Annotated in this window: 20 protein-coding genes; 17 read left to right on the top strand and 3 right to left on the bottom strand. The window is 56.3% G+C overall.

Going from position 1 to position 22,461, the window contains the following annotated elements; all coding sequences use genetic code 11:
- The first annotated feature begins 25 nt into the window (after positions 1-25).
- The 10 genes from HW452_RS05090 to HW452_RS05045 are packed head-to-tail and all read left to right on the top strand — an operon-like array spanning position 26 to position 10,310.
- Positions 26-3,226: a tape measure protein gene (locus HW452_RS05090; RefSeq protein WP_224105015.1), complete on the top strand. Its 3,201-nt coding sequence runs from the start codon at positions 26-28 to the stop codon at positions 3,224-3,226.
- Entirely contained in the window at positions 3,227-3,814 is a 588-nt protein-coding gene (locus tag HW452_RS05085) for a hypothetical protein (protein WP_224105014.1), read from the top strand.
- Positions 3,814-4,410, top strand: coding sequence for a hypothetical protein (locus HW452_RS05080; protein WP_224105013.1), 597 nt, complete (start codon positions 3,814-3,816; stop codon positions 4,408-4,410). Before HW452_RS05085 ends, HW452_RS05080 begins: the two co-directional genes overlap by 1 nt.
- 5 nt (positions 4,411-4,415) lie before the next feature.
- The gene (locus HW452_RS05075) at positions 4,416-4,820 is read left to right on the top strand and encodes a DUF6950 family protein (RefSeq protein WP_224105012.1); all 405 of its coding nucleotides are present in this window, start codon (positions 4,416-4,418) and stop codon (positions 4,818-4,820) included.
- The gene (locus HW452_RS17630) at positions 4,813-7,653 is read left to right on the top strand and encodes a phage tail tip protein J-related protein (RefSeq protein WP_224105011.1); all 2,841 of its coding nucleotides are present in this window, start codon (positions 4,813-4,815) and stop codon (positions 7,651-7,653) included. Before HW452_RS05075 ends, HW452_RS17630 begins: the two co-directional genes overlap by 8 nt.
- A complete protein-coding gene (locus HW452_RS05065) occupies positions 7,653-7,952 on the top strand; it encodes a hypothetical protein (RefSeq protein ID WP_224105010.1) in 300 nt (99 codons plus the stop codon). The genes HW452_RS17630 and HW452_RS05065 overlap by 1 nt, the downstream gene beginning before the upstream one ends.
- Positions 7,949-8,620 carry a hypothetical protein gene (locus HW452_RS05060; RefSeq protein ID WP_224105009.1) on the top strand — a complete coding sequence of 224 codons (672 nt, stop codon included), beginning with the start codon at positions 7,949-7,951 and terminating at the stop codon, positions 8,618-8,620. Before HW452_RS05065 ends, HW452_RS05060 begins: the two co-directional genes overlap by 4 nt.
- An 8-nt stretch (positions 8,621-8,628) precedes the next feature.
- Complete coding sequence (locus tag HW452_RS05055; RefSeq protein WP_224105008.1) at positions 8,629-9,510, top strand: hypothetical protein; 882 nt, start codon at positions 8,629-8,631, stop codon at positions 9,508-9,510.
- A gap of 12 nt (positions 9,511-9,522) precedes the next feature.
- Complete coding sequence (locus tag HW452_RS05050; protein WP_224105007.1) at positions 9,523-9,930, top strand: hypothetical protein; 408 nt, start codon at positions 9,523-9,525, stop codon at positions 9,928-9,930.
- On the top strand, positions 9,927-10,310 hold the full coding sequence (locus HW452_RS05045; RefSeq protein ID WP_224105006.1) for a DUF4376 domain-containing protein: 384 nt from the start codon (positions 9,927-9,929) through the stop codon (positions 10,308-10,310). The genes HW452_RS05050 and HW452_RS05045 overlap by 4 nt, the downstream gene beginning before the upstream one ends.
- Before the next feature lie 1,304 nt (positions 10,311-11,614).
- On the opposite strand, the gene HW452_RS05040 is transcribed toward HW452_RS05045, so the two are convergent.
- Positions 11,615-12,508, bottom strand: coding sequence for an endonuclease (locus HW452_RS05040; protein WP_224105005.1), 894 nt, complete (start codon positions 12,506-12,508; stop codon positions 11,615-11,617).
- 444 nt (positions 12,509-12,952) lie between these two features.
- Between HW452_RS05040 and HW452_RS05035 the strand changes: the two genes are divergently transcribed.
- Both HW452_RS05035 and HW452_RS05030 read left to right on the top strand, forming a co-directional pair.
- A complete protein-coding gene (locus HW452_RS05035) occupies positions 12,953-13,582 on the top strand; it encodes a hypothetical protein (protein WP_224105004.1) in 630 nt (209 codons plus the stop codon).
- Positions 13,583-13,628: 46 nt separating this feature from the next.
- Positions 13,629-14,624, top strand: coding sequence for a hypothetical protein (locus tag HW452_RS05030; RefSeq protein WP_224105003.1), 996 nt, complete (start codon positions 13,629-13,631; stop codon positions 14,622-14,624).
- Between the two features lie 48 nt (positions 14,625-14,672).
- Here HW452_RS05030 and HW452_RS05025 read toward each other — a convergent pair whose 3' ends face one another.
- Positions 14,673-15,434 (bottom strand): SDR family oxidoreductase, encoded by a 762-nt coding sequence (locus tag HW452_RS05025; protein ID WP_224105002.1) that lies wholly within the window; start codon positions 15,432-15,434, stop codon positions 14,673-14,675.
- A gap of 177 nt (positions 15,435-15,611) precedes the next feature.
- Between HW452_RS05025 and HW452_RS05020 the strand changes: the two genes are divergently transcribed.
- From HW452_RS05020 to HW452_RS05005, 4 genes are all read left to right on the top strand, one after another.
- Positions 15,612-16,121, top strand: a complete 510-nt coding sequence (locus HW452_RS05020; protein WP_224105001.1) for an FxsA family protein — start codon at positions 15,612-15,614, stop codon at positions 16,119-16,121.
- Positions 16,122-16,353: 232 nt separating this feature from the next.
- The gene (locus HW452_RS05015) at positions 16,354-16,647 is read left to right on the top strand and encodes a co-chaperone GroES (RefSeq protein ID WP_224105000.1); all 294 of its coding nucleotides are present in this window, start codon (positions 16,354-16,356) and stop codon (positions 16,645-16,647) included.
- 58 nt (positions 16,648-16,705) lie between these two features.
- Complete coding sequence (gene groL / locus HW452_RS05010) at positions 16,706-18,349, top strand: chaperonin GroEL (RefSeq protein ID WP_224104999.1); 1,644 nt, start codon at positions 16,706-16,708, stop codon at positions 18,347-18,349.
- 171 nt (positions 18,350-18,520) lie between these two features.
- Complete coding sequence (locus tag HW452_RS05005; RefSeq protein WP_224104998.1) at positions 18,521-19,255, top strand: RNA methyltransferase; 735 nt, start codon at positions 18,521-18,523, stop codon at positions 19,253-19,255.
- Between the two features lie 67 nt (positions 19,256-19,322).
- Here the strand turns inward: HW452_RS05005 and HW452_RS05000 are convergent, their stop codons facing one another.
- Positions 19,323-20,669 carry a Na+/H+ antiporter family protein gene (locus HW452_RS05000; protein WP_224104997.1) on the bottom strand — a complete coding sequence of 449 codons (1,347 nt, stop codon included), beginning with the start codon at positions 20,667-20,669 and terminating at the stop codon, positions 19,323-19,325.
- Between the two features lie 305 nt (positions 20,670-20,974).
- Here HW452_RS05000 and HW452_RS04995 point away from each other — a divergent pair, with 305 nt between their 5' ends.
- Positions 20,975-22,375 carry a GntP family permease gene (locus HW452_RS04995; RefSeq protein ID WP_224104996.1) on the top strand — a complete coding sequence of 467 codons (1,401 nt, stop codon included), beginning with the start codon at positions 20,975-20,977 and terminating at the stop codon, positions 22,373-22,375.
- The last annotated feature ends 86 nt before the right edge of the window (positions 22,376-22,461 follow it).

The following is a 22,461-nucleotide window of genomic DNA, read 5'->3' as shown; positions in this document are numbered from 1 at the left end:
GGTTTTTTATTGCCTGGAGAAAAGTATGTCCACCGAAGTTGGGGCGATTTACTACACCGTTGACGCGCGCACTCAGGCGTTACTAAAAGCAGAAAAAAATGTCGATGTAACCTCTCGCCGGATGGAAAAACGCTTCGACCTAACCGACCGTGCCTCGCGCCGTATGTCTTCCGGGTTTGATCATGCGGGCGGTGCTGCGCTTCGACTACGTAATATCGTGACCGCTGTCAGCTCCGCCATGGCAACGCGGCAAATTATCGCCTATTCAGATGCCTGGGGCCGCGCACAAAACCAGCTTCGCCAGGTCACCAGTAGCGCCGCTGACCTCCGTGATATCAATCAGAAACTAATGGATGTGTCTAATCGCTCGGCGATGGCTTTTGAGAACACAGCTGGTTTTTATGCACGGGTCGCACAGGCCACGCGCAATCTGAATATTGAGCAGTCAGAGCTACTCGAGTTTGTCGATTTGACCTCACAGAGTATGCGGGCCTATGGCACAAGCGCAGCCGGTGCATCAGCACTGATCCTGCAGCTTTCTCAGGCATTCAACGCAGGGATCATCCAAGGCGAAGAATTCAACACCATTATTGACCAAGCGCCGCTTTTGCTCGAAGCACTGCAGCGCGAAACTGGCAAAGGCGTCCGCGAGCTGAAGAAGATGGGCAGCGAAGGCACGCTCGGCATCGATATGCTGATCAAGTCAGTCCGCAATTACTCAGATGAGATCAACCGCAGGGCCGCCGCATCCACCAAAACGTTTGCCGATAATTTGACTGTCGCCCGCAACAATATGATTGAGTTTGTTGGATCGTCAGACAGTGCACAGGGCGTCGTCGGTAAGCTTGGTGAATCGGTCATTTATTTAAGCAATAACTTGGAGACCGTGACCCAGGGCGCTGTCGCCCTTTCGGCTGTTATCGCTGGGCGTTATGCAACCTCTCTGGGCGCAGCCGCTATCGCGAACATCAGTCTGGCAGGCGCGTCCATCCAGCGGATGCAGGCCTTGCGCGCAGAAGCCCAGGCATCGAATAAAGCTGCAGCGGCGAAGTTACAAGAGGTGCAAGCAAGCATAGCTGTTACTAAGTCAATCATGACGGAGGTAGAGGCAGACAGAGCATCGCTTGCCGCCAAGCTCGCCACCACCAGGGCAATTGGCACGCAGATAGCGATGAAGCGCGAGCTGGCCGCCATGGATGCCACTTTAGCTCAATACAAGGCTCGCTATACCGCGCTAACGCAAGCGGAGACGGCTGCGACTATTCAGGCAACAGTGGCCCACAAAGCGAATGCGGGCGTGCTTAACGCCACAACCCGGTCCGCTCAGCTGGCAACGGGGGCAATGGGCGGTCTTAGAACAGCAATGGCATTTTTAGGCGGACCCGTAGGGGTAATCGCGCTGGCTGCATGGGCGCTTTACTCATTCCGTGAAGAGCTTGGCTTTGTCGACCCAGTGGCCGACGAAGCTGATAAAGCTTTAAAAGAGCTGAACGAAACCATCAAATCTGGCAGCGATGCGGCGCTGGATAGTAGCTATGAAGCGCTTACGCTAGAGCTCCAATCAATTCAGTTGGAAGCCCAGGCAGCTATGGAAACTCTGATCATGCTGGAGCGACAGGAGCGCATGCAATCAGGGGCACATGAAGGCATAGCATCAGAAACGCGTGGACGTATCGCCACGATGAACCAAGAAATGGCTGATATGTGGGCGCGTATGGCAGAGATTGAGGCTGCCCGGCAAAAGATAGACGCTCGCCGCAAAGAAGTAGCAAGTGGTGGCAGCTCTGGAAGCGGAGAGTTCACACTCCCGACCCAGAAAAGTTCTGACAGCGAAGCGAAGCGTCTTGCTCGTGAATTCGACGGCGTTAAGCGTGAGCTATCAACCCAGCGCGAGCAAATCGAACGTGAGTATTTGCGCCGCAACGAAGTGATTCGTAAAGCCACAGCCGACGGCAGCGACGAGCAGGCCGATCTCCTGCGCCGCAGTGACCGACAGCGTACCCGCGAGCTGCAAGAGCTGACCGATCAGCTGGCGTCCATCAACGCCGAGGGCATTGATCGCATCAACCAGCAGTACGATGCACAGCGCCGCGACATACTCGATATCAGTGAGGCAGGTAGCGCCGAGCAGCTGGAGGCACTGGAACGCAACAACCAGGCGAGGCAACGGGCCCTGGCAGAGGCGCGCCGGAATGAACTTCAAGGCCTGATATCCCAGACCGAAGCGGTTGACGCTGAGTATGAGAAGCAACGCCGCTCTATCCTCGATCATACCCGGGCTGGCAGTGCTGAACGCCAGGCGCTGATGGAGCAAGCCGAGCGCTCTTTCCTCGAGGCCAAGATGCAGGCCCAGAACGACGATCTGGCCAACATCGCCCAGCACAACCAGCGCGTGCGTGACCTGGAGGCCGAGCATTATTCGCTGATGCTGCAGCAGATCGGCGGGTTTTCTGAGGCGGCTGCCAATAAGTTGGCAGAAATCAGGCAGGCCACATCCAGGCCGATGAAGACGCTGACCGACAACCTTCAGACGGCCTTTGTCAGCCTTGACGACACGATATCCAGTGCGTTCGTGCGTGGTATGAGTAACGGCGACAGCTTCAACAACATCCTGAAAGGCATAGGCCAGACCGTTCTCGGCTCCCTGCTGCAGTCGTTCATCAAGCTGGGTGTTCAAATGGCAATCAATGCCGTTACCCAGCAGGCGGCAGGCAGCGCGATGACCGCGGCGGCCATTGGCCAGGCGGCAGCGGTTCAGGCTGCATGGGCACCTGCCGCCCTTTCTGCCAGTATCGCGACCATGGGCGGCGCCACCGTCACCGGCGCGGCCGCCTACTCCGGTGCGCTAGCCGCCAATGCCGCCGTTGGTCAGGTCGCCCAGGGCGGATTCATGAGCCAGATCGGCCCCGGCCGCCTCTCCGGTGGGCCGGTATCGCCCGGCACAATCTACCCGGTCACCGAGAACGGCAAGCCCGAGGTTTTGACCGAGGGCAGCCGCCAGTACCTGCTGCCAGGGCGCGGCGGCAACGTCACCTCGAACCGAGACATGCAGGCCATGGGCGGCGGTGGCGGCAACGTCACGGTCAACCTGATCGGTCAGGGCGCAGACCAAGCGCAGGTCGAGCAGTACCAGGGCGTCGACGGCCAGCAGGTCATCGATATTCTTCTCGCTGACGCCTACAACAATGGCCCCTACCGGCAGGCCCTTCGCAATACGAGGTACTAAATGGCGACGTTTGACTGGCCGCGGGAACTGGCGCCGAAAAGCTCAAAGTTCTACGTGGTTTACAACGATATGGACTTCACCTCCATCTTCACCAGTGACCAGCAGATCGTCAGTTTCCCGGGTGACTACTGGACACTGAACATGATCCTGCCACCTCTGGGGCGCGATAAGGAGCGGCTGCTCATGGCCACTGTCGATCAGCTACGCGGGCGACAAAATAAATTCCGTTTCCGTGACTACCGTTTCATCCAGCCCGTCAGCGCTGGCAGCCCGGTAGTCGACGGCGCCGGCCAGCTGGGCGCCCAGCTACGCACACGCGGCTGGACGCCAAATCAGCGCGTACTGCGGGCAGCGGATTACGTGACCGTCAATGAGCAGTTGCTGCGAGTGACTGCCGACGTGCGCAGTGGTAACGATGGGCGCGCCGTGCTGCCGCTGAACATATTTCTCCGCTCACCGCCGGTCAGCGGCCAGGCGGTCAATTACCGCTCCCCATACGCGGTCATGCGATTCATCAATCCGGAAAACCCGATTAACCGCCAGGTTGGCCAGGCGGGCATCACTATTCAAGCGCGGGAGGCATTCTAATGGACATCATGGCGCTATCCGATGAGATGGCCGAGCTGCTGGCAAGCGAAACGGTGACGCTCGTTTACGCCGCCGACCTCGATTTCCGCGATGGCCGAGTCTTGGCCCATACCGGCACCGGGCAGATCGTGATCGATGGTCAGACCTACACCGGCGTGGGCTCGCTCGGCAACGTATCCGAAGTGAGCGAAGCGGCCGGCGCCGACTCGCCGCAAAGTGTCCGACTCACCCTCTCCGGCTGGGACAGCGAAGTCGCCAAGGGCACGCTAGAGGATCGCTGCCGGGGGCGCGAGGGGCGCCTGATGCTGGTGGCCATTCGTGAAGACGGCACGCCCGTGGCCAATATTCTGTTCGCCGGCGTAATGGACGCCGCTGATATGAGCTATGCCGGCAACCAGGGCGACAACGCTATTTCGGTCACGATCACGGACGAGATGGCCGCCGTGTACAGGCGCGGCACTGTCGTTTGGTCTGATGCCAACCACCGGGCCAGACATCCTGGTGACAGGTTCTTCTACGCAGTGGCGCAGATGGCCTCCCGCGCAATCTACTGGGGCAACAAGAAAGACGCTCCGAGCTTCAAATACACGGACTGACCATCATGCGACACCAGGACTGGAGTAAACGACTCCGCGAAACCATACAGGCTGCCCAAGGGCAGCCTTTTTTGTGGGGCGAAAACGACTGCTGCCTGTTTGCGGCTGACTGCTGCGTTGCCGTGTGCGGCGTCGACCCTGCCGAGCCCTACCGTGGCAAGTACAAGACCGAGCGTGGAGCCAAAGGCGCGCTGCGCCGGATTCACGGCAGTCTTGAAGCAGCTTGGGACGCTCGCTTCGAACGCGTCGACGTACGTTTTCGCCAGCGCGGCGACGTCGTGCTTTTCGACAGCGAGTTTGGTCGTTGCGTCGGCGTGGTCTGGTCCGGCGGCATCATTGCAGTAACTGAAGACGGCGCGGCCTACGTCAATGCCGAGCCAACCGTGTGCTGGAGGGTTGAGAGTGAGTAAAGCCGTCAAATCCGTGGGCAAGGTCGCTGGCAAAGTCTTCAAGCCAATTGCCAAGTTCTTAGCCCCTTCTGTCAGCATGCCCAATGCCAGCGAGCGCAGCGCGAACCTGACGCAGACCATCCGCTCGGGCAAGGAGCCAGCGCACTACCTCTACGGCCGTACCGCGACCGGCGGCATGCTGGCATGGGCGCAGGAAGAAGCTGGCGAGCAGGAAGAAGGCGAGCGTCTAGACCTGATTTACGTGCTGGCCCAGGGCGAAATCGACGGCATCGAGGAAATCTACGTCGATGGCGAACCGGTCAGCACCTTCGGCGATTTGGTCCAGTGGGAGTTGCACGTCAACCGCACCACTCCCGATCCGTACATGCTGGCTCACTCTCCGGACTGGCGTGACACCATGATCGGCCGTGGGCTGAGCTACGTTCGTGTCAGCCTGCGCTATGATCCCGAGCGCTTCGCGTCTGGTATTCCGAACCTGCTGTTCGTCGTACGCGGGAACCGCAACATCTACGACCCGCGCACTGGTACCTACGACTACACCGACAACGCCGTGCTGTGCACCCTGGACTACGTACGCAACCACATTGACGTGCCCGATGACCGGATTTTGTGGGACGAGTGGCGCGACGCGGCCAATATTGCCGACGAGCGTGTAACCGTGCCCGGCGGTAGCACGCAGGCGCGTTATGCAATCGGCGGCGCGATCAAATCAGACGAGGCATGGCCCAGCGCCATGAATGCGCTTGAGCAGTGTTTCGCCGGCGCCTGCCGCCGCCAGGCTGGCCGCTGGGGTATTCGCGTGGGCGCTTATTACGGTCCGGCTCAGCACATCATCACGCCTGATATGATCATCGGCCCTGTCACTGGCCGTACCGAAGTGACCCGCGCGGACGCGATCAACAGCGTAACCGGCACCTTCCGCTCCCCGGATCAGCTATGGGAAGAGACCAGCTACCCTACTGTCACTGTAGAGGATTGGGTCATCGAGGACGGTCGCGAGGCCAGCGAGTCGATCAACTACGAGCTGGTGCCAAATGCCTACCAGTGCCAGCGCCTGGCCAATATAGAGCTTCGCAGCCGACGCGCTGGCGGCATGCTGAACCTGCCGCTGAATCACGCTGGATATCTGCTCCGCCCTGGTACGGTCGTGCGTTGTGATATCCCACAAATCAACGTTAGCGGTGAATTCCGCGTTGAGAATTGGAGCCAAGGCGCGAAACAGGGCTGTTCGGTCGTCGTTCGCCAGGAACATGCTGATATCTACGATGATGCCGTGGGCCAGCCGTTCGACCTAGGCACATTTATCCGCTTACCGACGGGCGACATTGGCTCCCCTACCGGTCTTCGCTACGTTGTCGAATCTGTTGGCGAAGTGGTCCAGGGCGTTCTGCTATGGAATCCGGTAGATGCAGCGCTGCACTACAACGTCGTGATCAAGCATGACGGTCAGTCCGTACAAAGCGCGCAGGTGCCGGCAGGCGTCGAGCGCTGCGAGATCGGCGGGCTGGTCTCAGGCCAGTACGTTGTAGAGGTGCGCTCGCGCGGCCGGCTGGGGCTCTCTGGCCCAGCGTCGATCAATATCACGATCAATGCGCCGCCCACGCCCGAGCGCGTCATATTCACTCGCGGTAACCGCGAAGTGACGTTAATTCCCCAGCTGCCACCTGGCGCATCACTCGGCGGCGGCTACTACCGCTACTACGTCACGCAGAGCGAGGGCGCGACACAGCCGCAAGCGGAATATCTTGGCGAGGGCCTGACGTTTACTCACACCGGCCTAGCCCCCGCTTCGCGCTACTACTATTACGTGCAGTCAGTGAACGCGTATGGATCGTCTGCATTCCTGCGCGTGAGCGTTGAGACAACAAACGATTTTCAAGAAGAACTGGAAATCATTGAGCGCGATTTGCGCCGCCCAGGTGGCGTGCTCGAGCAATACGACGGCAGACTTGACGAAAACTCGGAGGCCATTCAAGAGGCTCAAAAATCCATTGCTGATCTGAAAGCCGAGGTCGATGCGCTAGATCCCGAGGATCAAGGCGCCCGCATCAACGAACTGCAACAAATCATCGAGCGCGAAGAGAAAATGCAGGTCATCAGGTATCTGGGTATGCGCGTTCAGGCAATGAACGGGGCAGCTCAACAAGATACTGATCGCATCGTCGAGGCGAACGACCGATTCTCTATCTCTCAGCGCGTGGACACGCTGTCTACGGATTACCAGGGCAATAAAGCGAACGTTCATCAAGAACTCACTGCACTTAGCGAGCAAGACGCTGCTTTAGCTCGGAGCCTTGAATCATACCGTGTCGATGTGGGAGAGGAGTTTGCAGAGGTTAATCAGCAGCTAACGGCAGTTTACGATCCAGCGACCGGCGCCGTGGCCCGAGCCGTTACTACTGTCGAAACGGCAAACGGCAAAGCCATGATCGGAATGCAGGTGGACGGCACTACGGCTGAAATTGTCGCAGTCGCAAACACGTTCGCAGTTATGAACCCCGTTAGTGGAGAGCTGGTGACGGCATTTGTCGTGTCTGACGGCCGTGTGATCATGCCCGAGGCATTCATTGATCGTCTCGATTTCACGAAACTGCGCAGCAGCGACGGGCGGCTAGTGTTCGAAAACGGCAAATTGCGGGCGGATCTTCTGGAAGTCACCACGATGGTCTCATCCGAAACCGCCGCTAATGGCCGGCCTACATTCGCGTTTTGGTCGCACGGAGGGTTTGAGCTCAATGCCGTGAATGGTAGTGCGCGAGTCGAGCAAAGGCCCACGTATACGCGCATGTACCAAGGAAATGTGCTGGTCGTTGAAATAGGAGAGCTCAGCTAATGGCAGTCGGCATTCGAGTGAGAAATCCAAACAACGGACAGATCGTCTTTGAGGTAACAGACAGCCTGACCACAATTCTGGGGCAGACCTCCACTGGCACCGGAAACGGCAACTTGAACGTCTCAGAGTTTTCACGCGGCCGCCCTTTCTTTATTCGATTGCCAGGAAATCCTGAAGGGTACAACGTGATCATGCCCCAAATAGTGGTTCGAAATGGGCGTATCGAATGGACGTTCAGCGGCGACGATTCGCAGACATCGCGTGTGAGCTGGTCATTCCTGTATGGGGTTTACTCATGACGATAGGCGCTCGAATCACAAATCCGGCTCGCGGCACGGTGCAGATCGACGAAAACTACTCCAACTTATGCCTGCGCTCGCATGAGCGGTTTCAAATCAACGGCAGTGGGCAATACGTCACAATTCAGCGAACATTTACAACAACCACTGGGGTCGTGGCGTTCTCAGAGGGCGACGTATTTGTGGGAAGCGTTAACCGCAATGGTGACCGCACAACTTACAACTTGACCGCCCGCCCAGGCACGTGGGTGCGAGCCTACATATTCGACACGTCAGAATATGGCGAACGCTACTACAACGACGCAATAGGCATGCGTATACGTAACCCGAACACTGGGCGCGTAGTGTTCGATTCTCGTAACAAATATCTGCGGCTGGTCGATTTCATCCAGGGCGAGGGTACGTCCGGGCATAACCAAAATCGGCAGTACTCGGGTAAAAATTTGGCGGCAATACAGGGGTCTGCGTTTGCAACTTGGTTTGTTGCTGGCTCCGGAGAATTTGGCCCATTTTTCTCCGTCAATATATGGTCATCAATGCGCGCAAGCGGCGACCGATTCGTCACATCTCAGGAACAGACGCAAATAAACGCCCCGCCGCCCGTAGGGCGAAGATCAGCAACTCAGCCCAACTGGAACTATCTCATCATCGACACAAGCAATTTCTAGGAGTGAACGTGGCTACAGCAACGAATCAAGACCAGCTAAATGAAGTCACGGACGAGCTAGTTCGGCGCGTTCAAGACGCGCTGCTGGCCGCACTCGGAACAATCAATATCGGCGAGCAACAGCGGATCGGCCTGCTGGCTGCGATTGATAATCTGGCGAATGCACCAATTGGGGATTTACAAGAGCTGCTGAGACGGCTGACGCTCGCTGATGTGGCGGGGCGCTCAGTTGTCGGAGGCTCTGGTCGACTGATGGCTGAAAGCGCCTTCAGGCTTGGCGATAGCGTGGGGTCAGGAACATCTGCTATAGACGATTCTCTGCGGCCTACGGAATTCACTCGCTATCCTAGCGGAGCTAGCAGCCCGTTTGGTCGGGCGGGCATGGGTTTTCGAACTCGATATACGTCTGCAGGGAGCGCACAAGAGCTTCACATTGATGCTATATCCGGAGATTTAAGAACACGTGTTGGTGACGGAAATGGCTCGTCAATAGAATGGCAGCCTCCTACCAAATTTTACTCAGACAAGAACATTCTTGGAAGGGTTTCACAATCAGGAGGAATTCCGACTGGAGCTATTATTGAGCGAGGGCAAAATAGTGATGGTGAGTATGTTAAGTATGCAGACGGCTCAGCTGTATGTTGGCGCACTGTAGATTCTTTAACTACTGACTCTTATGTGAATTATAATTACCCTATTAATTTAGTTTTGGGCAGTGTATCTGGCAGTTTTTCTTGTAGAGTTGATGTGCTTAGTACCAATCGTAGACAATCTCTTCGGGATCATTCCTTGGGAACAGGGGGGCAATGGTCGTTAGGGTTTAAACAAGCAGAAAGTTATAATCCAGCCACGGTACCGATAGTTCTTTTGGCCCACGGTCGTTGGTATTAATTAGGGGATTTTATGAAACTTAAATTTCTAGCTAAAGGTTTCGCGCCGGTAAGTTACAATATTTCTGGTGCTGTTATCAATGGGATTGATACAAGCCTCTTTGTTGATGGTTCTCGTTTCGTTGGTAATGAGGACACTCAAGAGGCAGGTATCTATAACATGGAGTGGGTTGATGAGGAACTCTGTGTGACCCTGGGGCAGATGACTAAAGCCTATCAGGTCAATGTTGGGAGCAATGGCTGGCGGGAAGGGGATTGGATTGATGCTGAGGATTATGATCCTACGCGGTGTTATGTGGTTGCAACTAATCCTCGGGCGGTAGCTTTGCTTGAAGGAGGAGTAGCGGAATACTTTCAAGATGCAGACGGCGCTTGGACAGTGCGCATAATTGAAAAAGAATTGCAGGAGCCCGAAGAATGAGTCAGTCCTGGTTTATACCAAAAGAAGAAACAGAAATGCAGCGCAAAGCCAATCTGCTCTTAGAGCTTGAATCCGAACGTAAAGCCGCTGAAGCGCAGGGCGTCGAAATCGAGGGCGTTCCCTACAGCGGTGACCCATCGAATCGCGCCGCGCTCCTTGAATCGGTTCAGTTTGCCCGAGAAGAAGGCCGGGAGACGTTCGAAAAATGGAAGGATAGCGCCGGCAGGTTCCACCGCGACTACCCGCTTTCATGCGTTGAGAACGGGCTGCGAGTAATTGGTGACCGGCGCGGCAAGCTGATTGCACGGGAGGCTGAATACGCCGCACTGATCGAGGCCGGCGAACTGACTAGCGTCGAGGGGCTGGACTGGGAAGTGTGAATAACCGCTAGTATCACCACCGCCGCGTAAGCGGTTTTTTTGTGCCTAAATTTCACAACACGCTTATTCAAAATTTGTCCTATAGGGCGTATCAAGCCGATACAGTCATAGAGGATTAAAATTATGAAAAGCAATGATTTAGAGAGCAGACAAGCGCAATCAGTAGGACCAGAATGGGAGGATGATAATTTCTGGGAAGGCCCAGAGTGGGAGGACGATGATTACTGGGAAACGGCAACTTAACCAGGGCGCCAAGGATGGCGCAGCTTAATATGGCAGCGGCCTGACGATCTGGCCGACCAGTGCATCGTCTCTCGTTCGCCGCCAGACCCCTTCGGTCATCATATCTCGCCGGTGGATCAAAAACGCCGCGGTACCTGGCTGGCTCGGGTCACCTGGCGGCGATCCGGAATAACAGCGACCGCTGTATAGTTGCCCACGGTGAATGATGTGGTACTCGATCATGCACCTGGGCAGCATGTAGTTGCCGAAGCGCCGCCAGCCTCGGCGCTCCAGAGATTTTCGCCAGAGTGTAGCTTTGTAGTTCATATTCAATGCTGTGCTGATTGTGATGATGGCCCCAGCAGCATAGCGCTTGGTCGCGTTTTGGTCGCAGACTGTGTGCGAACAATGTAACGGGTGTAAGCATAGTAAAATGCTAAGCTGTTGAAATGTCAGCGAAGGCCCGTGCAAGCGCGGCCCGCTGAAATTGCCGAAGCGGATTCAAAATCCGCTGCCATGCGTTAGCTCTTTTATTGGGAAATTGTGCTTAAAAACCCTGAGCACCATGTAGGAATCAGGTCTCCAAATCCGTTCAGCAATGTTCCGGTAATAATTAAAACGACTACAGCCATAGTTATACGATTTGGGTACTTTCTAAACTTTTTTTTAGCTTTTGTGCGATCATCGGTGCCAAAAGGGTTTCCTGTGTACAGGAGCTGATAAATTCGAATCGCTGGATATTCAGAAACAAAAGCAAAAGCGGTAATAAAAGAACCTATTCGAGGTATCCAGTTTTCGTAGCTATACGATTCTGGTTTAAAAAATAGCAATAAAATCGCGCAGGTGATCGTCAGTAGATAATAAATCCAGAACCAGCGCACGGCTCTACTTGCTGACTGATAATATCCGGGCATATGGCTCTATACTCTTATTACCTTTAACGACGACTTTCATTCTAGCTTGCTTTAACGAATAGAAAGGTTGCAAGTATAAAAAAGTAGCAAATCGCTGATCCTGGGGCTGAGCCGCGTGGCAGGCGCGACCGTGGTTGATGCTACTTTGCACTTATAATCCCTGACATTCTATCGACAGATCGACTCGCAAGGCACGCCGTCGTTGTCGCCATCCAGGCGGCCATTCCCACATTGCAGTAGATGAAACATCGCCTCGTCACATGAGCTCATCTGTCCACACGTTTTGCGTGTGTCACAGCTAAATTCCGTTATTGAGTCAGGCATCACTGAACGGGAGCGGTTGTCCAGCACCGAAGATGGCGTGACGAGCGCCGGCGCCGGCGGTAGGTCTTCAGTCGACACATGCGGATTACCGTTCCCCTGGATAGTGGCGATTCGCCTGTTACGCTCGAGTTCCCATTCATCGACCGGATCCAGTGCCGCCCATGCCGTGAACAGTTGCTGTTGCTGGCGACTGATTTCGATGCCGTAGGTGTCCCGCATATACCAGTAAATGCGTGCAATCTCGCCGCGGCGATGAGGTGGCGGCTGGAACGCGCGCTCTTCGAACGATACCGCTGCATCGCAGGCCCCGTATTCATGGGCTGGCGAATTGACCATAGCAAATCGCATGTTCGAGCGGTCCCCATTGACCTCCCCGATCGCTGGCACCAAGTTGTGCAGGTCTGACTCCATCATACGGAACACTGGGTCCGTTCGCCGGCAGTTGTCGCGCCCGCCTTGCTGCCAGCATTGCCGTTGCCGGCCGAAATCGTATGCTGGCATGACGTGCTCCCACTCGATCCTGCTGGCGCGAGCCGGCTGTTTACGTATTTCGTAGCCGCAGGCTTCTAGATCAGGTCCAGCGTCGAAATCGAAAGGGCAGTCACAATAAAAAGTGGTGTTTTGGTCGTAGTAGATCTGTTTCGCGGCGATACGTTTTGCAGCATTGAACGATGCCGGGGGGCTAGCCAGGGCCGCCGCAGAAAAAAATAATATGACTGCTACCAAGACCTGACGCACCGTATGTCCTCTCCCCTGCTCAATCCAACCTGCTATGCAGTGCATAGCGCGTAGGACTGCGTTGTGACCAGATTGTGACTCAGTGACGTCACACGTACCGCCGATTGTGACCTAGCAACCCCGATCTGTCACAGTGCCGATTGCGCCCGGCGTCTAAGTGTTTGACAGATATGGCGTTATCTTGTACTTTTTCTTTGGAGACCAGATTTAGGTTCTAGTGCCGTAAGGTGTGGGAGTTCGAGTCTCCCCATCCGCACCAATTTGAAGTTTAACGTCAAGTCTCCCCTTTGTTTGTCAAGTAAAAACTGTGATCGGTCGGCATATGCTTACCGATTTTTTTATGTCTTTTATTTGACCTCCCGCTCAGGAAGCTGACTTTTCTCAGCTTTTAAGCTAAGTTGGCAGCTAACTTATTGTCCATTTGCCTTGAGAAGGATCTCAACCATGGAATGGCTCAAAGAAAATGCCCAGGCGATTTCCGCCGTTGGCAGCATTCTTACCCTCTTTGTATGGGTGTTCTACGCCCAACTGCTCTATAACGGCTACGCGCGCCAGCGTCGACCGCGGATCATCATCAACCGCGGCAAGGGTATCGGTCTTGATGCACTCTGTCTGATCAGTAACATGAGCAACGAGGCTATCTACGTTCAGCATCTGGTGGCGGTGCTGCATACCCAGAAACGCAGCTATGAGCTGGATATCGTCGAGTATCAGCAGCAAGGCGATGAAGAGGACGACACCTCCTACAGGACTCATCAAGGGCCACTCAACTCGGGTGACTTTCTGCATATCCAATCTTTTCATGCGATTCTTGAACGGCTCACCGAGTATTGGGAAATCGATCAGGCTACTCTCGAGCAGTCCGATGTCCAGCTGGAAATACGCGTGATTGCCATCTATGGCTCAGAAGACATGCCCACTGGCGCCTCACGCCACTTCAAGCTGAACTACACCGCCGAACCGATTGGCCAGTTGATACCCACCCGTGTGGATACCCACCGAATGAATAGCCGCCGAGATCGCAAGCGCGTGCTAGAGTGGGCAAAAAACATAGAAATGCACAAGGCTCGCTAACCATTGCGGTCGGCATAATTTTAATAATATTGATTCGGGATCGAACATGAGAAAGCTTTTTGCCCTGGCGTGCCTGGGTTCCTTGCTGCTGTTGTCAGCTCAGGCATACGCCGAAGAGGAAGATAGTGACCTGCCCGACTGGGCAGAAGAGGAAATCGAACCCTTTCGCGCGCGTGTTGGCAACTGGGTAGACAACACATCGCGAAACATCGATGCCTTCTTTGGTGGCGATCACTACAGTGACTCCTCAACCAATGAGTCCTATCTGCGCCTGGGCCAGGAAATCGACTGGATGGAGGGAGACGGTGTCGATGGCGATATCAGCGTTCGTTACCGAATCGATCTGCCAACCACCGAAGAGCGGTTGCGTCTGGTCATCGAAAGCGACCCGGAGGAGTCCCAGGGCACCCTGAGCGAGCAAGGCTCGGGCCGGCTCTATAACGATCAGCGTGACCGCCGCAACTCGACCTTCGGACTCGACTGGCTCGAGAACCGGGACAAGCGTGAAAACTGGAGCAACCGCTTTGGTGCTGGGGTAAGGCTGCGCCTGCCGCTTGATCCTTACGTGCGCTTTACCAGTGAACGCCTGTGGGATATCGGCGATGGCCCTTGGCAGCTGGAATCGTTCAATCGGCTTTCCTGGTTCAACAACGAAGGCTATTCCGCGCGCACCGAGTGGGACGTTGGACGTCCGCTTTCCGAAAATCGCCACATGCGCTTCATCACGACCGTTCAGTGGCGCGAAGAAGAGGATACGCTCGAGTTCAGCGAGATAGCCGAGCTTAACCAGCGCCTCAATAAACGCAGTGCGATACGCTACTCGGCCATTGCCCTTGGCGAAAGTGCCTCCAACCCGCGCATGACCAACTACTATCTGCAAACGCGTTATCGGCGCGACCTGCATAAAGGCATTCTGTTTGCAGATGTGATACCTGAGCTGCATTTTCAGCGCGACGTCAGTTACGACCCGCGCTGGGCACTGACGCTGCGCCTTGAAATGTACTTTCAGCGTGAAATCAGTCGCGACTACTTTGGCCGCTGAGGTCTCTCACCCAGAGCTGGCAATGCACCCTTGCCAGCTCTGGTCATATCATAGACGCAAACCGCCATCGCATTCGATGATGCGTGCGTTGAAGTAGTCATTATCAAAGATGAACGCAACGCTTTTGGCGATATCGCAAGGCTCGCCCAGACGCTTGAGCGGCACACTCCGAGAAATTCTTTCGACCATGTCCGGGCGCATGGCGGCGGTCATGTCGGTGGCAATGAAGCCTGGCGCCACGGTCCCGGTGCGTATGCCATGGCGTGCAAGCTCCTTCCCCCAGGTCACGGTCAACGCATGAACGCCTGCCTTGGCTGCCGCATAGTTGCTCTGACCCATGTTGCCCGCCCGTGAAATACTCGAGATATTCACGATTACTCCCTCAAGGCCAGCCTCGATCATCTGCGTGGCAGCTTCACGACCGCATAGAAATACCCCCGTCAGATCGACGTTCAGCACTTTCTGCCAGGCTTCCAGCGACATGCGTTTTTCCACTTTTCCATCGCTTGCCTTGACCAGCAAGGCATCCTCGGTAATACCCGCATTACTTACACAGCCGCTGATCGGCCCCATGCGGGCAGCAATCCGAGCGAAAGCGGTAATGACCGAATCCTCATCGGCGACATCGACCACAAAAGCCTGAGCGGTGATATCTTCGGCCACAAGCGACGATACGGCATCGTTCAGCGCCTTTTCACTCATATCCAAAAGCGCGATGGCGGCGCCTGCGCGACCTAGCTCACGGGCGATCGCCAGACCAAGCCCCCTAGCACCACCGGTTATTGCAATCACCTTTTCCCTCAGTTGCATGCTCTGCTCCTTCTATGCTCTTCACGGGCATATGTTTATATGGTCCGACACGACCTCTGACACTTGCACTGATAACGACAATACAGGGCAGGTAATTGCATGCCCTGCCCCGCGCATCGCTTGTTTTTTGCAGGTTTGACACAATAATGTGGCCTTAGCCTGTCTATGGAGCCCGCCATGCCGATTCTTGTATTCATCTCACTTTTTACCTTACTCGACTTCATACTGCTTTTCTCGATCGGCAGTCAAATAGGCTTGCTCACCACGCTTTTACTGGTGCTTGCCACAGGCGTGATCGGGCTGCACCTGATCCGCAAGGAAGGGGTTTCCACCTTTGCTCGGGCGCAGCAACGAATGAAGGCCGGCGAGATACCATCTCAAGAGTTGTTGACCGGTGCAGCGCTCATCTTTGGCGGCGCCCTCTTGATGGCACCGGGATTTCTCTCCGATCTTCTAGGCATCGCCTGCCTGTTGCCCAGCGCTCGCCAGCTTCTGTACAAGGGGCTTGTCTGGCTTGGACTCAAGAGCAGTGTCAATAAGAACCCCCACGCTCATGAAAGACCGCACCGTGGACCGAACGCGGGTGATCCTCGCACCCACGCTTCAGGTTCTAGAGACAGTGCCAGGGAAGGTGACGTCATCGAAGGCGATTTCATCGGCCGCGATGACCGCTTCACTCGTCGCTGACCTCTGAAGGGCGGTAAATAGCAACAAAAAACATTTTTTCATGGCTACCCCCTTGAAAGGGTTTCCAAAGCCCCCACTTTTTGAACCAGCATACAGGCTTGGTGGCAGCCTATGGGCTGACACCTTTAACAACGAAGACCATGAGTCTTCATTTCTCGCGGGGAAACTCTCGAGAACATGGTTTTAGCTCTATGCCCTTCAGGGCCTTGACGATACTTAGGAGAACGTGAGCATGAAAATCCGTCCTTTGCACGATCGCGTCGTAGTCCGCCGCGTGGAAGAAGAACAGAAAACGGCTGGTGGCATCGTGCTCCCAGGCAATGCACAAGAAAAGCCCACGCGCGGCGAAGTTCTTGCAGTAGGTAACGGTCGCATTCTCGATAACGGTGAAGTTCGTCCGCTGGACGTCAACGTCGGCGACAGCGTGATTTTCAAGGATGGCTTTGGCGTCGAGAAGCAGAAGATCGACGGTGAAGAAGTATTGATCATGAGTGAAACCGACATTCTGGCGGTCGTTGAAGGCTGATCAGCGCCTCAACCCTTTACTTTCACTTTTCACAATTCGATTTTAGGAAGTAACGAACATGGCAGCTAAACAAGTTAAGTTCTCCGATGACGCTCGCAAACGCATGGCGCGTGGTGTTGACGTGCTGGCCAACGCCGTCAAAGCCACTCTCGGCCCGAAAGGTCGTAACGTGGTACTCGACAAGTCGTTCGGTGCCCCGACTGTCACCAAAGATGGTGTATCAGTCGCCAAAGAGATCGAGCTGAAAGACAAGTTCGAGAACATGGGCGCCCAGATGGTCAAGGAAGTTGCTTCCAAGACGTCTGACGCCGCCGGCGACGGTACTACCACCGCTACCGTACTGGCCCAGGCCATCGTTGCAGAAGGCCTGAAAGGCGTAACCGCCGGCATGAACCCGATGGATCTCAAGCGCGGTATCGACCAGGCGGTTGCCGCAGCGGTCAAAGAGATTCAGGCAATGTCCGTGCCCTGCACCGACACCAAGTCCATTGCCCAGGTAGGCACCATTTCTGCCAACGGCGACAAGCGCATTGGTGAAATCATCGCCGAGGCGATGGAAAAGGTTGGCAAGGAAGGCGTCATCACCGTTGACGAAGGCCGTGGCTTCGAAGACGAGCTGGAAGTGGTCGAAGGCATGCAGTTCGACCGTGGCTACCTCTCGCCCTACTTCGTCACCAACCAGGACACCATGACGGTTGAACTGGAAGATCCCTACATCCTGCTCGTGGACAAGAAGATCTCCAACATCCGTGAACTGCTGCCGGTACTGGAAGCCGTTGCCAAACAGGGCAAGCCGCTCGCCATCATCGCTGAAGACATCGAAGGCGAAGCGCTGGCAACGCTGGTAGTCAACAACATGCGCGGTATCGTGAAAGTAGCGGCTGCCAAGGCGCCTGGTTTCGGTGATCGCCGCAAAGCGATGCTGCAGGATATCGCCATCCTAACCAACGGCACCGTGATTTCTGAGGAAGTTGGCCTGACGCTTGAGCAAGCGAACCTGGATCACCTGGGTAACGCGAAGCGCATGACCATGTCCAAGGAGAACACCACCATCATCGATGGTGCAGGTGTCGAGAACGATATCGAAGCACGCGTCAACCAGATCCGTGCCCAGATCGAAGACACCTCTTCTGACTACGACAAAGAGAAGCTGCAAGAGCGCGTTGCCAAACTGGCAGGCGGTGTTGCCGTTATCCGCGTTGGTGCCGCCACCGAAGTGGAAATGAAAGAGAAGAAGGCACGCGTTGAAGATGCGCTGCACTCTACTCGTGCTGCGGTAGAAGAAGGTGTTGTACCTGGCGGCGGTACTGCGCTGGTGCGCGTCATGGCCAAGGTACAGGGTCTGACCGGCGACAACGAAGATCAGAACCATGGTATCAACATGGCGCTGCGTGCCATGCAGTCTCCGCTGCGTCAGATCGTCACCAACGCCGGTGAAGAAGCGGCCGTGGTCATCAACCGCGTGAAGGATGGCGAAGGCAACTTCGGTTACAACGCCCAGACCGGCGAGTACGGCGACCTGTTCGAGATGGGTGTTCTTGACCCGGCGAAAGTGACTCGTACTGCACTGCAGTCTGCAGGCTCCGTAGCTGGCCTCATGATCACCACCGAGTGCATGATCGCTGACGATCCGGAAGAGAAAGAAGCTGCCCCGGACATGGGTGGCATGGGCGGAATGGGTGGCATGGGCGGCATGATGTAATGCCCCCCTTGAGCCTATCGCTCTGACGTCTTACGTCAAAGGAAACCCCGCCCTGTGCGGGGTTTCTGCTGTTTAAGAGGATGTTTTTCTCGCTCGTTTCAGCCCGCCCCGTGGTTTAAAAGCGTGCTACCATCTGCGTTTTGAACCAGCCGCTTTCAGGTCGCCATTACCGTGCTATCCACTATTCGTATCGTACTCGTCCAAACCTTTCATCCGGGCAATATAGGTGCCACGGCGCGCGCCATGAAGACCATGGGATTGTCCGATCTGGTGCTGGTCAATCCGCGCAGCTTTCCCGATGAAGAAGCCGAACGGCTGGCCGCCGGGGCGACGGATGTACTAAATACCGCTCGGGTTGTTACCAGTCTTGATGAAGCGGTAAATGACTGCGTTCAGGTCGTCGGTGCCAGTGCCCGGCTGCGCAGCCTGCCTCTTCCTCACTTCGATGAACCCGATGACATGGCCCAGAGCGTTATCCGCAATGCCCATGAAGCGCCGGTAGCGCTGGTGTTTGGTCGCGAACGCTCTGGCCTGACCAATGACGAGATCCGCTGCTGCACTCACCAAGTCAGCATTCCGGCCAACCCGGAATACGGTATCCTGAACCTGTCCCAAGCGGTGCAGATCCTTGCCTACGAGGTGCACCGAGCCTGGCGCAAGCAGGCAGAGAGTGGGTTCACTTACCAGCGTCCCCTGGATGCCACACCTCCAAGCCGTGAGCAGTTTGGGCATTTTCAGGACCATCTGGCACGGCTGATGCAGCAAAGTGGCTTCCTCACCCAGCCCCACGCGCGCACCGAAGAGCAGCTTCAGGCGCTGTTCGCCCGCGCCCAGCCCAGCCGCAAGGAGCTTTCCTTGCTGCGCGGCCTGCTCAGCGCCTTCGAGGCGCATCTGCCCACTAAGTAGCCATGCAAACAGGGCAGCCATTGGCTGCCCTGTTCGACTGATGGTCATGCGTGTTTCGAAGTAGCGATCAAAGCGTCATCGCCGCCAGCCAGCCGAAGGCGATCAGCGGCAGGTTATAGTGCAAGAAGGTCGGCACGACGCTGTCCCAGATATGGTCGTGCTGGCCATCCACGTTCAGGCCCGAGGTAGGGCCAAGCGTCGAGTCAGATGCAGGAGATCCCGCATCGCCCAGAGCCGCCGCCGTACCGACCAGCACCACGGTGGCCATGGGAGAAAAACCGAATTGCACGGCCAGCGGCACGAATATCGCAGCAATGATGGGAATGGTCGAGAAGGACGAACCGATTCCCAAGGTAATGAACAGACCTACCAGCAGCATGACCAGCGCCGCGACGCCGCGGTTATCCCCGAAAACCTCGAAGGCGCCGGCTACCAGCGCGTCGATATCGCCGGTCGCTTTCATGACTTCGGCAAAACCCGCCGCCGAGATCATGATGAACCCGATCAGTGCCATCATGCGCATGCCGCTGGTAAACAGATCATCCGCCTCTCGCCACTTGAAGATCCCCCCCATCGAGAGCAGACCAATCCCCACCAGGCCGCCCAGAATCATCGACCCGCTGTACAGCTGTAAACCCAGAGCAGCCACGATGGCTACGCCGGACATTGCAAGTCCCAATGCATGGGGCTTGGCCGGCGTATGCACATGCTGAGCATGATCCATGGCCAGGTCCTTGCTGGCATACTCACGCCGGCCGCGGTAGCTGAACAGAAGCGCCACGACAAGCCCCACTGCCATGCCGCCCACGGGAATCGCCATGCCCATGGGGACCATGCTGCGGGTAATCTCGAGCCCCAGGGGCTGGCCTGCGCTGTTCAGATTGGCCAGCAAGATATCGTTCAGAAAGATCGAGCCAAATCCGACGGGCAATAACATGTAAGGTGCGGTCAGGCCAAATGTCAGCGCGCAGGCTACCGCCCGGCGATCCAGCTGAAGTCGGTTCATCACGGCCAGCAGCGGCGGAATCAGGACGGGAATAAAGGCGATATGCACAGGAATGGCGTTTTGCGACGAAATGGCCACCAGCAGCACTGCGCCGAGCAGCAACATCTTGACGCGGGCCTGATGCGTCTCGGTGGCTTCCTTGCCCAGAAGCGTTATCAAACGGTTCGCCAACAGGTCCGGCAACCCTGAACGGGAGATGGCCACGGCGAAAGCGCCCAAGGTGGCATAGGCAAGCGCTACCTGGGCGCCACCGCCCACGCCGCTGTTGAAAGCGTCCAGCGTCTGGTCAAGCGACAGGCCACCGACCAGTCCGCCTACCAGGGCGCCCAGCACCAGCGCAAATACGACAGACACGCGTAAAAGTGACAGCACTACCATCACGAGCACTGCAAGGATAACTGCATTCATGAAGAGTTCCAGAGCGGTTGCAAGGTGATTGGCGCCTGCACGAAAGCCGGCCGATAACGTACTACGCGCAAAATGCCCGCCCTTTCCCGCACACGCCAATATCGAAGAGGGCGAATTTTATCAGATAGCGAGCTTGCAAAAAGCACTCAACAGACATTTCTGCCCTTGGCAGACGGAATCGGCGTGCTACTTTAGCCTTACTGACATGGTTGCTCTGCAGCATACCTCCTAGTATCCAAGACGGACTGTTTCTCATCGCGATATTTTCTGTTCGCGATTACTCCATCAATGTCTCAGGAGCCGCCATGGGCATATTTGCGATCATCATCTCCCTGCTATTGCTGATGTTTCTGGCCTACCGGGGGATTTCCGTTCTGCTGCTCGCGCCATTGATGGCTATGCTTGCGGTTCTGCTTTCCGGCGATGGCGCTTTCCTGCTGCCTATCTATACCGATACGTTCATGCAGGCGCTGGGCAACTACGTCATTCAGTTTTTCCCGCTCTTCTTGCTTGGCGCGCTGTTCGGCCAGCTGATGGCGGACTCCGGTGCCGCACAGTCCATTGCCAACGGCATCGTCAGCAGGCTAGGCACCCACCATGTGGTCATGACCGTCGTGCTCGCCTGCGCCCTGCTTACCTATGGCGGCGTTTCCCTGTTCGTCGTTGCCTTTGCCCTCTACCCGATCAGCCGTGAGCTGTTTCGTCGAGCAGATGTGCCCAAGCGCCTCATTCCTGCCAGCATCGCCCTGGGCTCCTTCACCTTTACCATGACGGCCCTGCCCGGCACCCCGGCCATTCAGAACGCCATCCCGATCCCATTTTTCGAAACCAACAGCTTTGCCGCGCCCGGTCTTGGAATCATCGCCGGACTCATCATGCTGGGGCTCGGCACGCTATACCTTCAGTCGCGGGTGAAAAAGGCAGCGGCCAATCATGAAGGCTATGGAGATCATGTCCAGCGTGAGGCAGAAGAAAAGGCTGCAAACAGCGCCCGCTCGATGACCAGCATGCCACTGACACTGGCCTTGATACCGCTCATCCTGGTGATCGGGCTGAACGCCCTGTTCACCTACGGCATATTTCCGGCGCTGGATTTGAGTTTCATCAATGAAGCGTTCGAGAACGTTTCGCCAGAGAGCCAGACAGGGCTATGGGCGATCCTCATCGCCTTGCTCAGCGCCTCGGCGTGGCTGATTATCACGTCCTGGCGCCAGTGGCAGGATCTCAAAGACACCGTCAATAAAGGAGTTCTCGGTTCCTTACTGCCGATTTTCAATACCGCCTCGGAAGTAGGCTATGGGGCGGTAATTGCAAGCCTTGCCGGGTTCACCATCATCCGCGATGCGGTACTCAACGTCTCCCCAAGCAACCCGCTTATTTCAGAAGCACTGGCCATGAGTGTGCTCGCAGGGATCACCGGCTCATCTTCAGGTGGCCTCTCGATTGCCTTGCAGACCCTTGGCGATGAATATCTGGCCATGGCCCAGGCAGCAGGCATCGACCCGGAACTCATGCACCGGGTAGCGTCCATTGCCGCCGGTGGCATGGACACCCTGCCTCACTCGGGCGCCGTGATTACCCTGCTGGCCATTTGTGGGCTGACCCACCGCCAGTCCTACGCCAACGTCGCCATGGTAACCATCGTGCTGCCGCTCAGCGCACTGATCAGCGTGATTACCCTGGGCACCCTGTTCGGCAGCTTCTGAACCCATTGGCAAAGTCTTGCACGAGATCAAGCGCTTTGCCTGGCTTGACATGTAGACTCGACGTTTATCCTGCCCGTACTGGGCGC

Source organism: Vreelandella aquamarina (assembly GCF_020075495.1).
GTDB classification, from domain to species: Bacteria; Pseudomonadota; Gammaproteobacteria; order Pseudomonadales; family Halomonadaceae; genus Vreelandella; species Vreelandella aquamarina_A.
Note: the sequence above shows the minus strand (reverse complement) of the source record. Positions and strands in the feature narration are given on the sequence as shown.

What these genes read in the sequence shown, in the direction of transcription:
- HW452_RS05050 (WP_224105007.1), top strand. Translation starts at nt 9,523, where the DNA reads ATGAAACTTAAATTTCTAGCTAAAGGTTTCGCGCCGGTAAGTTACAAT.
- HW452_RS05075 (WP_224105012.1), top strand. Translation starts at nt 4,416, where the DNA reads ATGCGACACCAGGACTGGAGTAAACGACTCCGCGAAACCATACAGGCT.
- HW452_RS05065 (WP_224105010.1), top strand. Translation starts at nt 7,653, where the DNA reads ATGGCAGTCGGCATTCGAGTGAGAAATCCAAACAACGGACAGATCGTC.
- HW452_RS05000 (WP_224104997.1), bottom strand. Translation starts at nt 20,669, where the DNA reads ATGAATGCAGTTATCCTTGCAGTGCTCGTGATGGTAGTGCTGTCACTT.
- HW452_RS05015 (WP_224105000.1), top strand. Translation starts at nt 16,354, where the DNA reads ATGAAAATCCGTCCTTTGCACGATCGCGTCGTAGTCCGCCGCGTGGAA.
- HW452_RS05085 (WP_224105014.1), top strand. Translation starts at nt 3,227, where the DNA reads ATGGCGACGTTTGACTGGCCGCGGGAACTGGCGCCGAAAAGCTCAAAG.
- HW452_RS05080 (WP_224105013.1), top strand. Translation starts at nt 3,814, where the DNA reads ATGGACATCATGGCGCTATCCGATGAGATGGCCGAGCTGCTGGCAAGC.
- HW452_RS05020 (WP_224105001.1), top strand. Translation starts at nt 15,612, where the DNA reads ATGCCGATTCTTGTATTCATCTCACTTTTTACCTTACTCGACTTCATA.
- HW452_RS05060 (WP_224105009.1), top strand. Translation starts at nt 7,949, where the DNA reads ATGACGATAGGCGCTCGAATCACAAATCCGGCTCGCGGCACGGTGCAG.
- HW452_RS05030 (WP_224105003.1), top strand. Translation starts at nt 13,629, where the DNA reads ATGAGAAAGCTTTTTGCCCTGGCGTGCCTGGGTTCCTTGCTGCTGTTG.
- HW452_RS05025 (WP_224105002.1), bottom strand. Translation starts at nt 15,434, where the DNA reads ATGCAACTGAGGGAAAAGGTGATTGCAATAACCGGTGGTGCTAGGGGG.
- HW452_RS05045 (WP_224105006.1), top strand. Translation starts at nt 9,927, where the DNA reads ATGAGTCAGTCCTGGTTTATACCAAAAGAAGAAACAGAAATGCAGCGC.
- HW452_RS05035 (WP_224105004.1), top strand. Translation starts at nt 12,953, where the DNA reads ATGGAATGGCTCAAAGAAAATGCCCAGGCGATTTCCGCCGTTGGCAGC.
- HW452_RS05090 (WP_224105015.1), top strand. Translation starts at nt 26, where the DNA reads ATGTCCACCGAAGTTGGGGCGATTTACTACACCGTTGACGCGCGCACT.
- HW452_RS04995 (WP_224104996.1), top strand. Translation starts at nt 20,975, where the DNA reads ATGGGCATATTTGCGATCATCATCTCCCTGCTATTGCTGATGTTTCTG.
- groL (WP_224104999.1), top strand. Translation starts at nt 16,706, where the DNA reads ATGGCAGCTAAACAAGTTAAGTTCTCCGATGACGCTCGCAAACGCATG.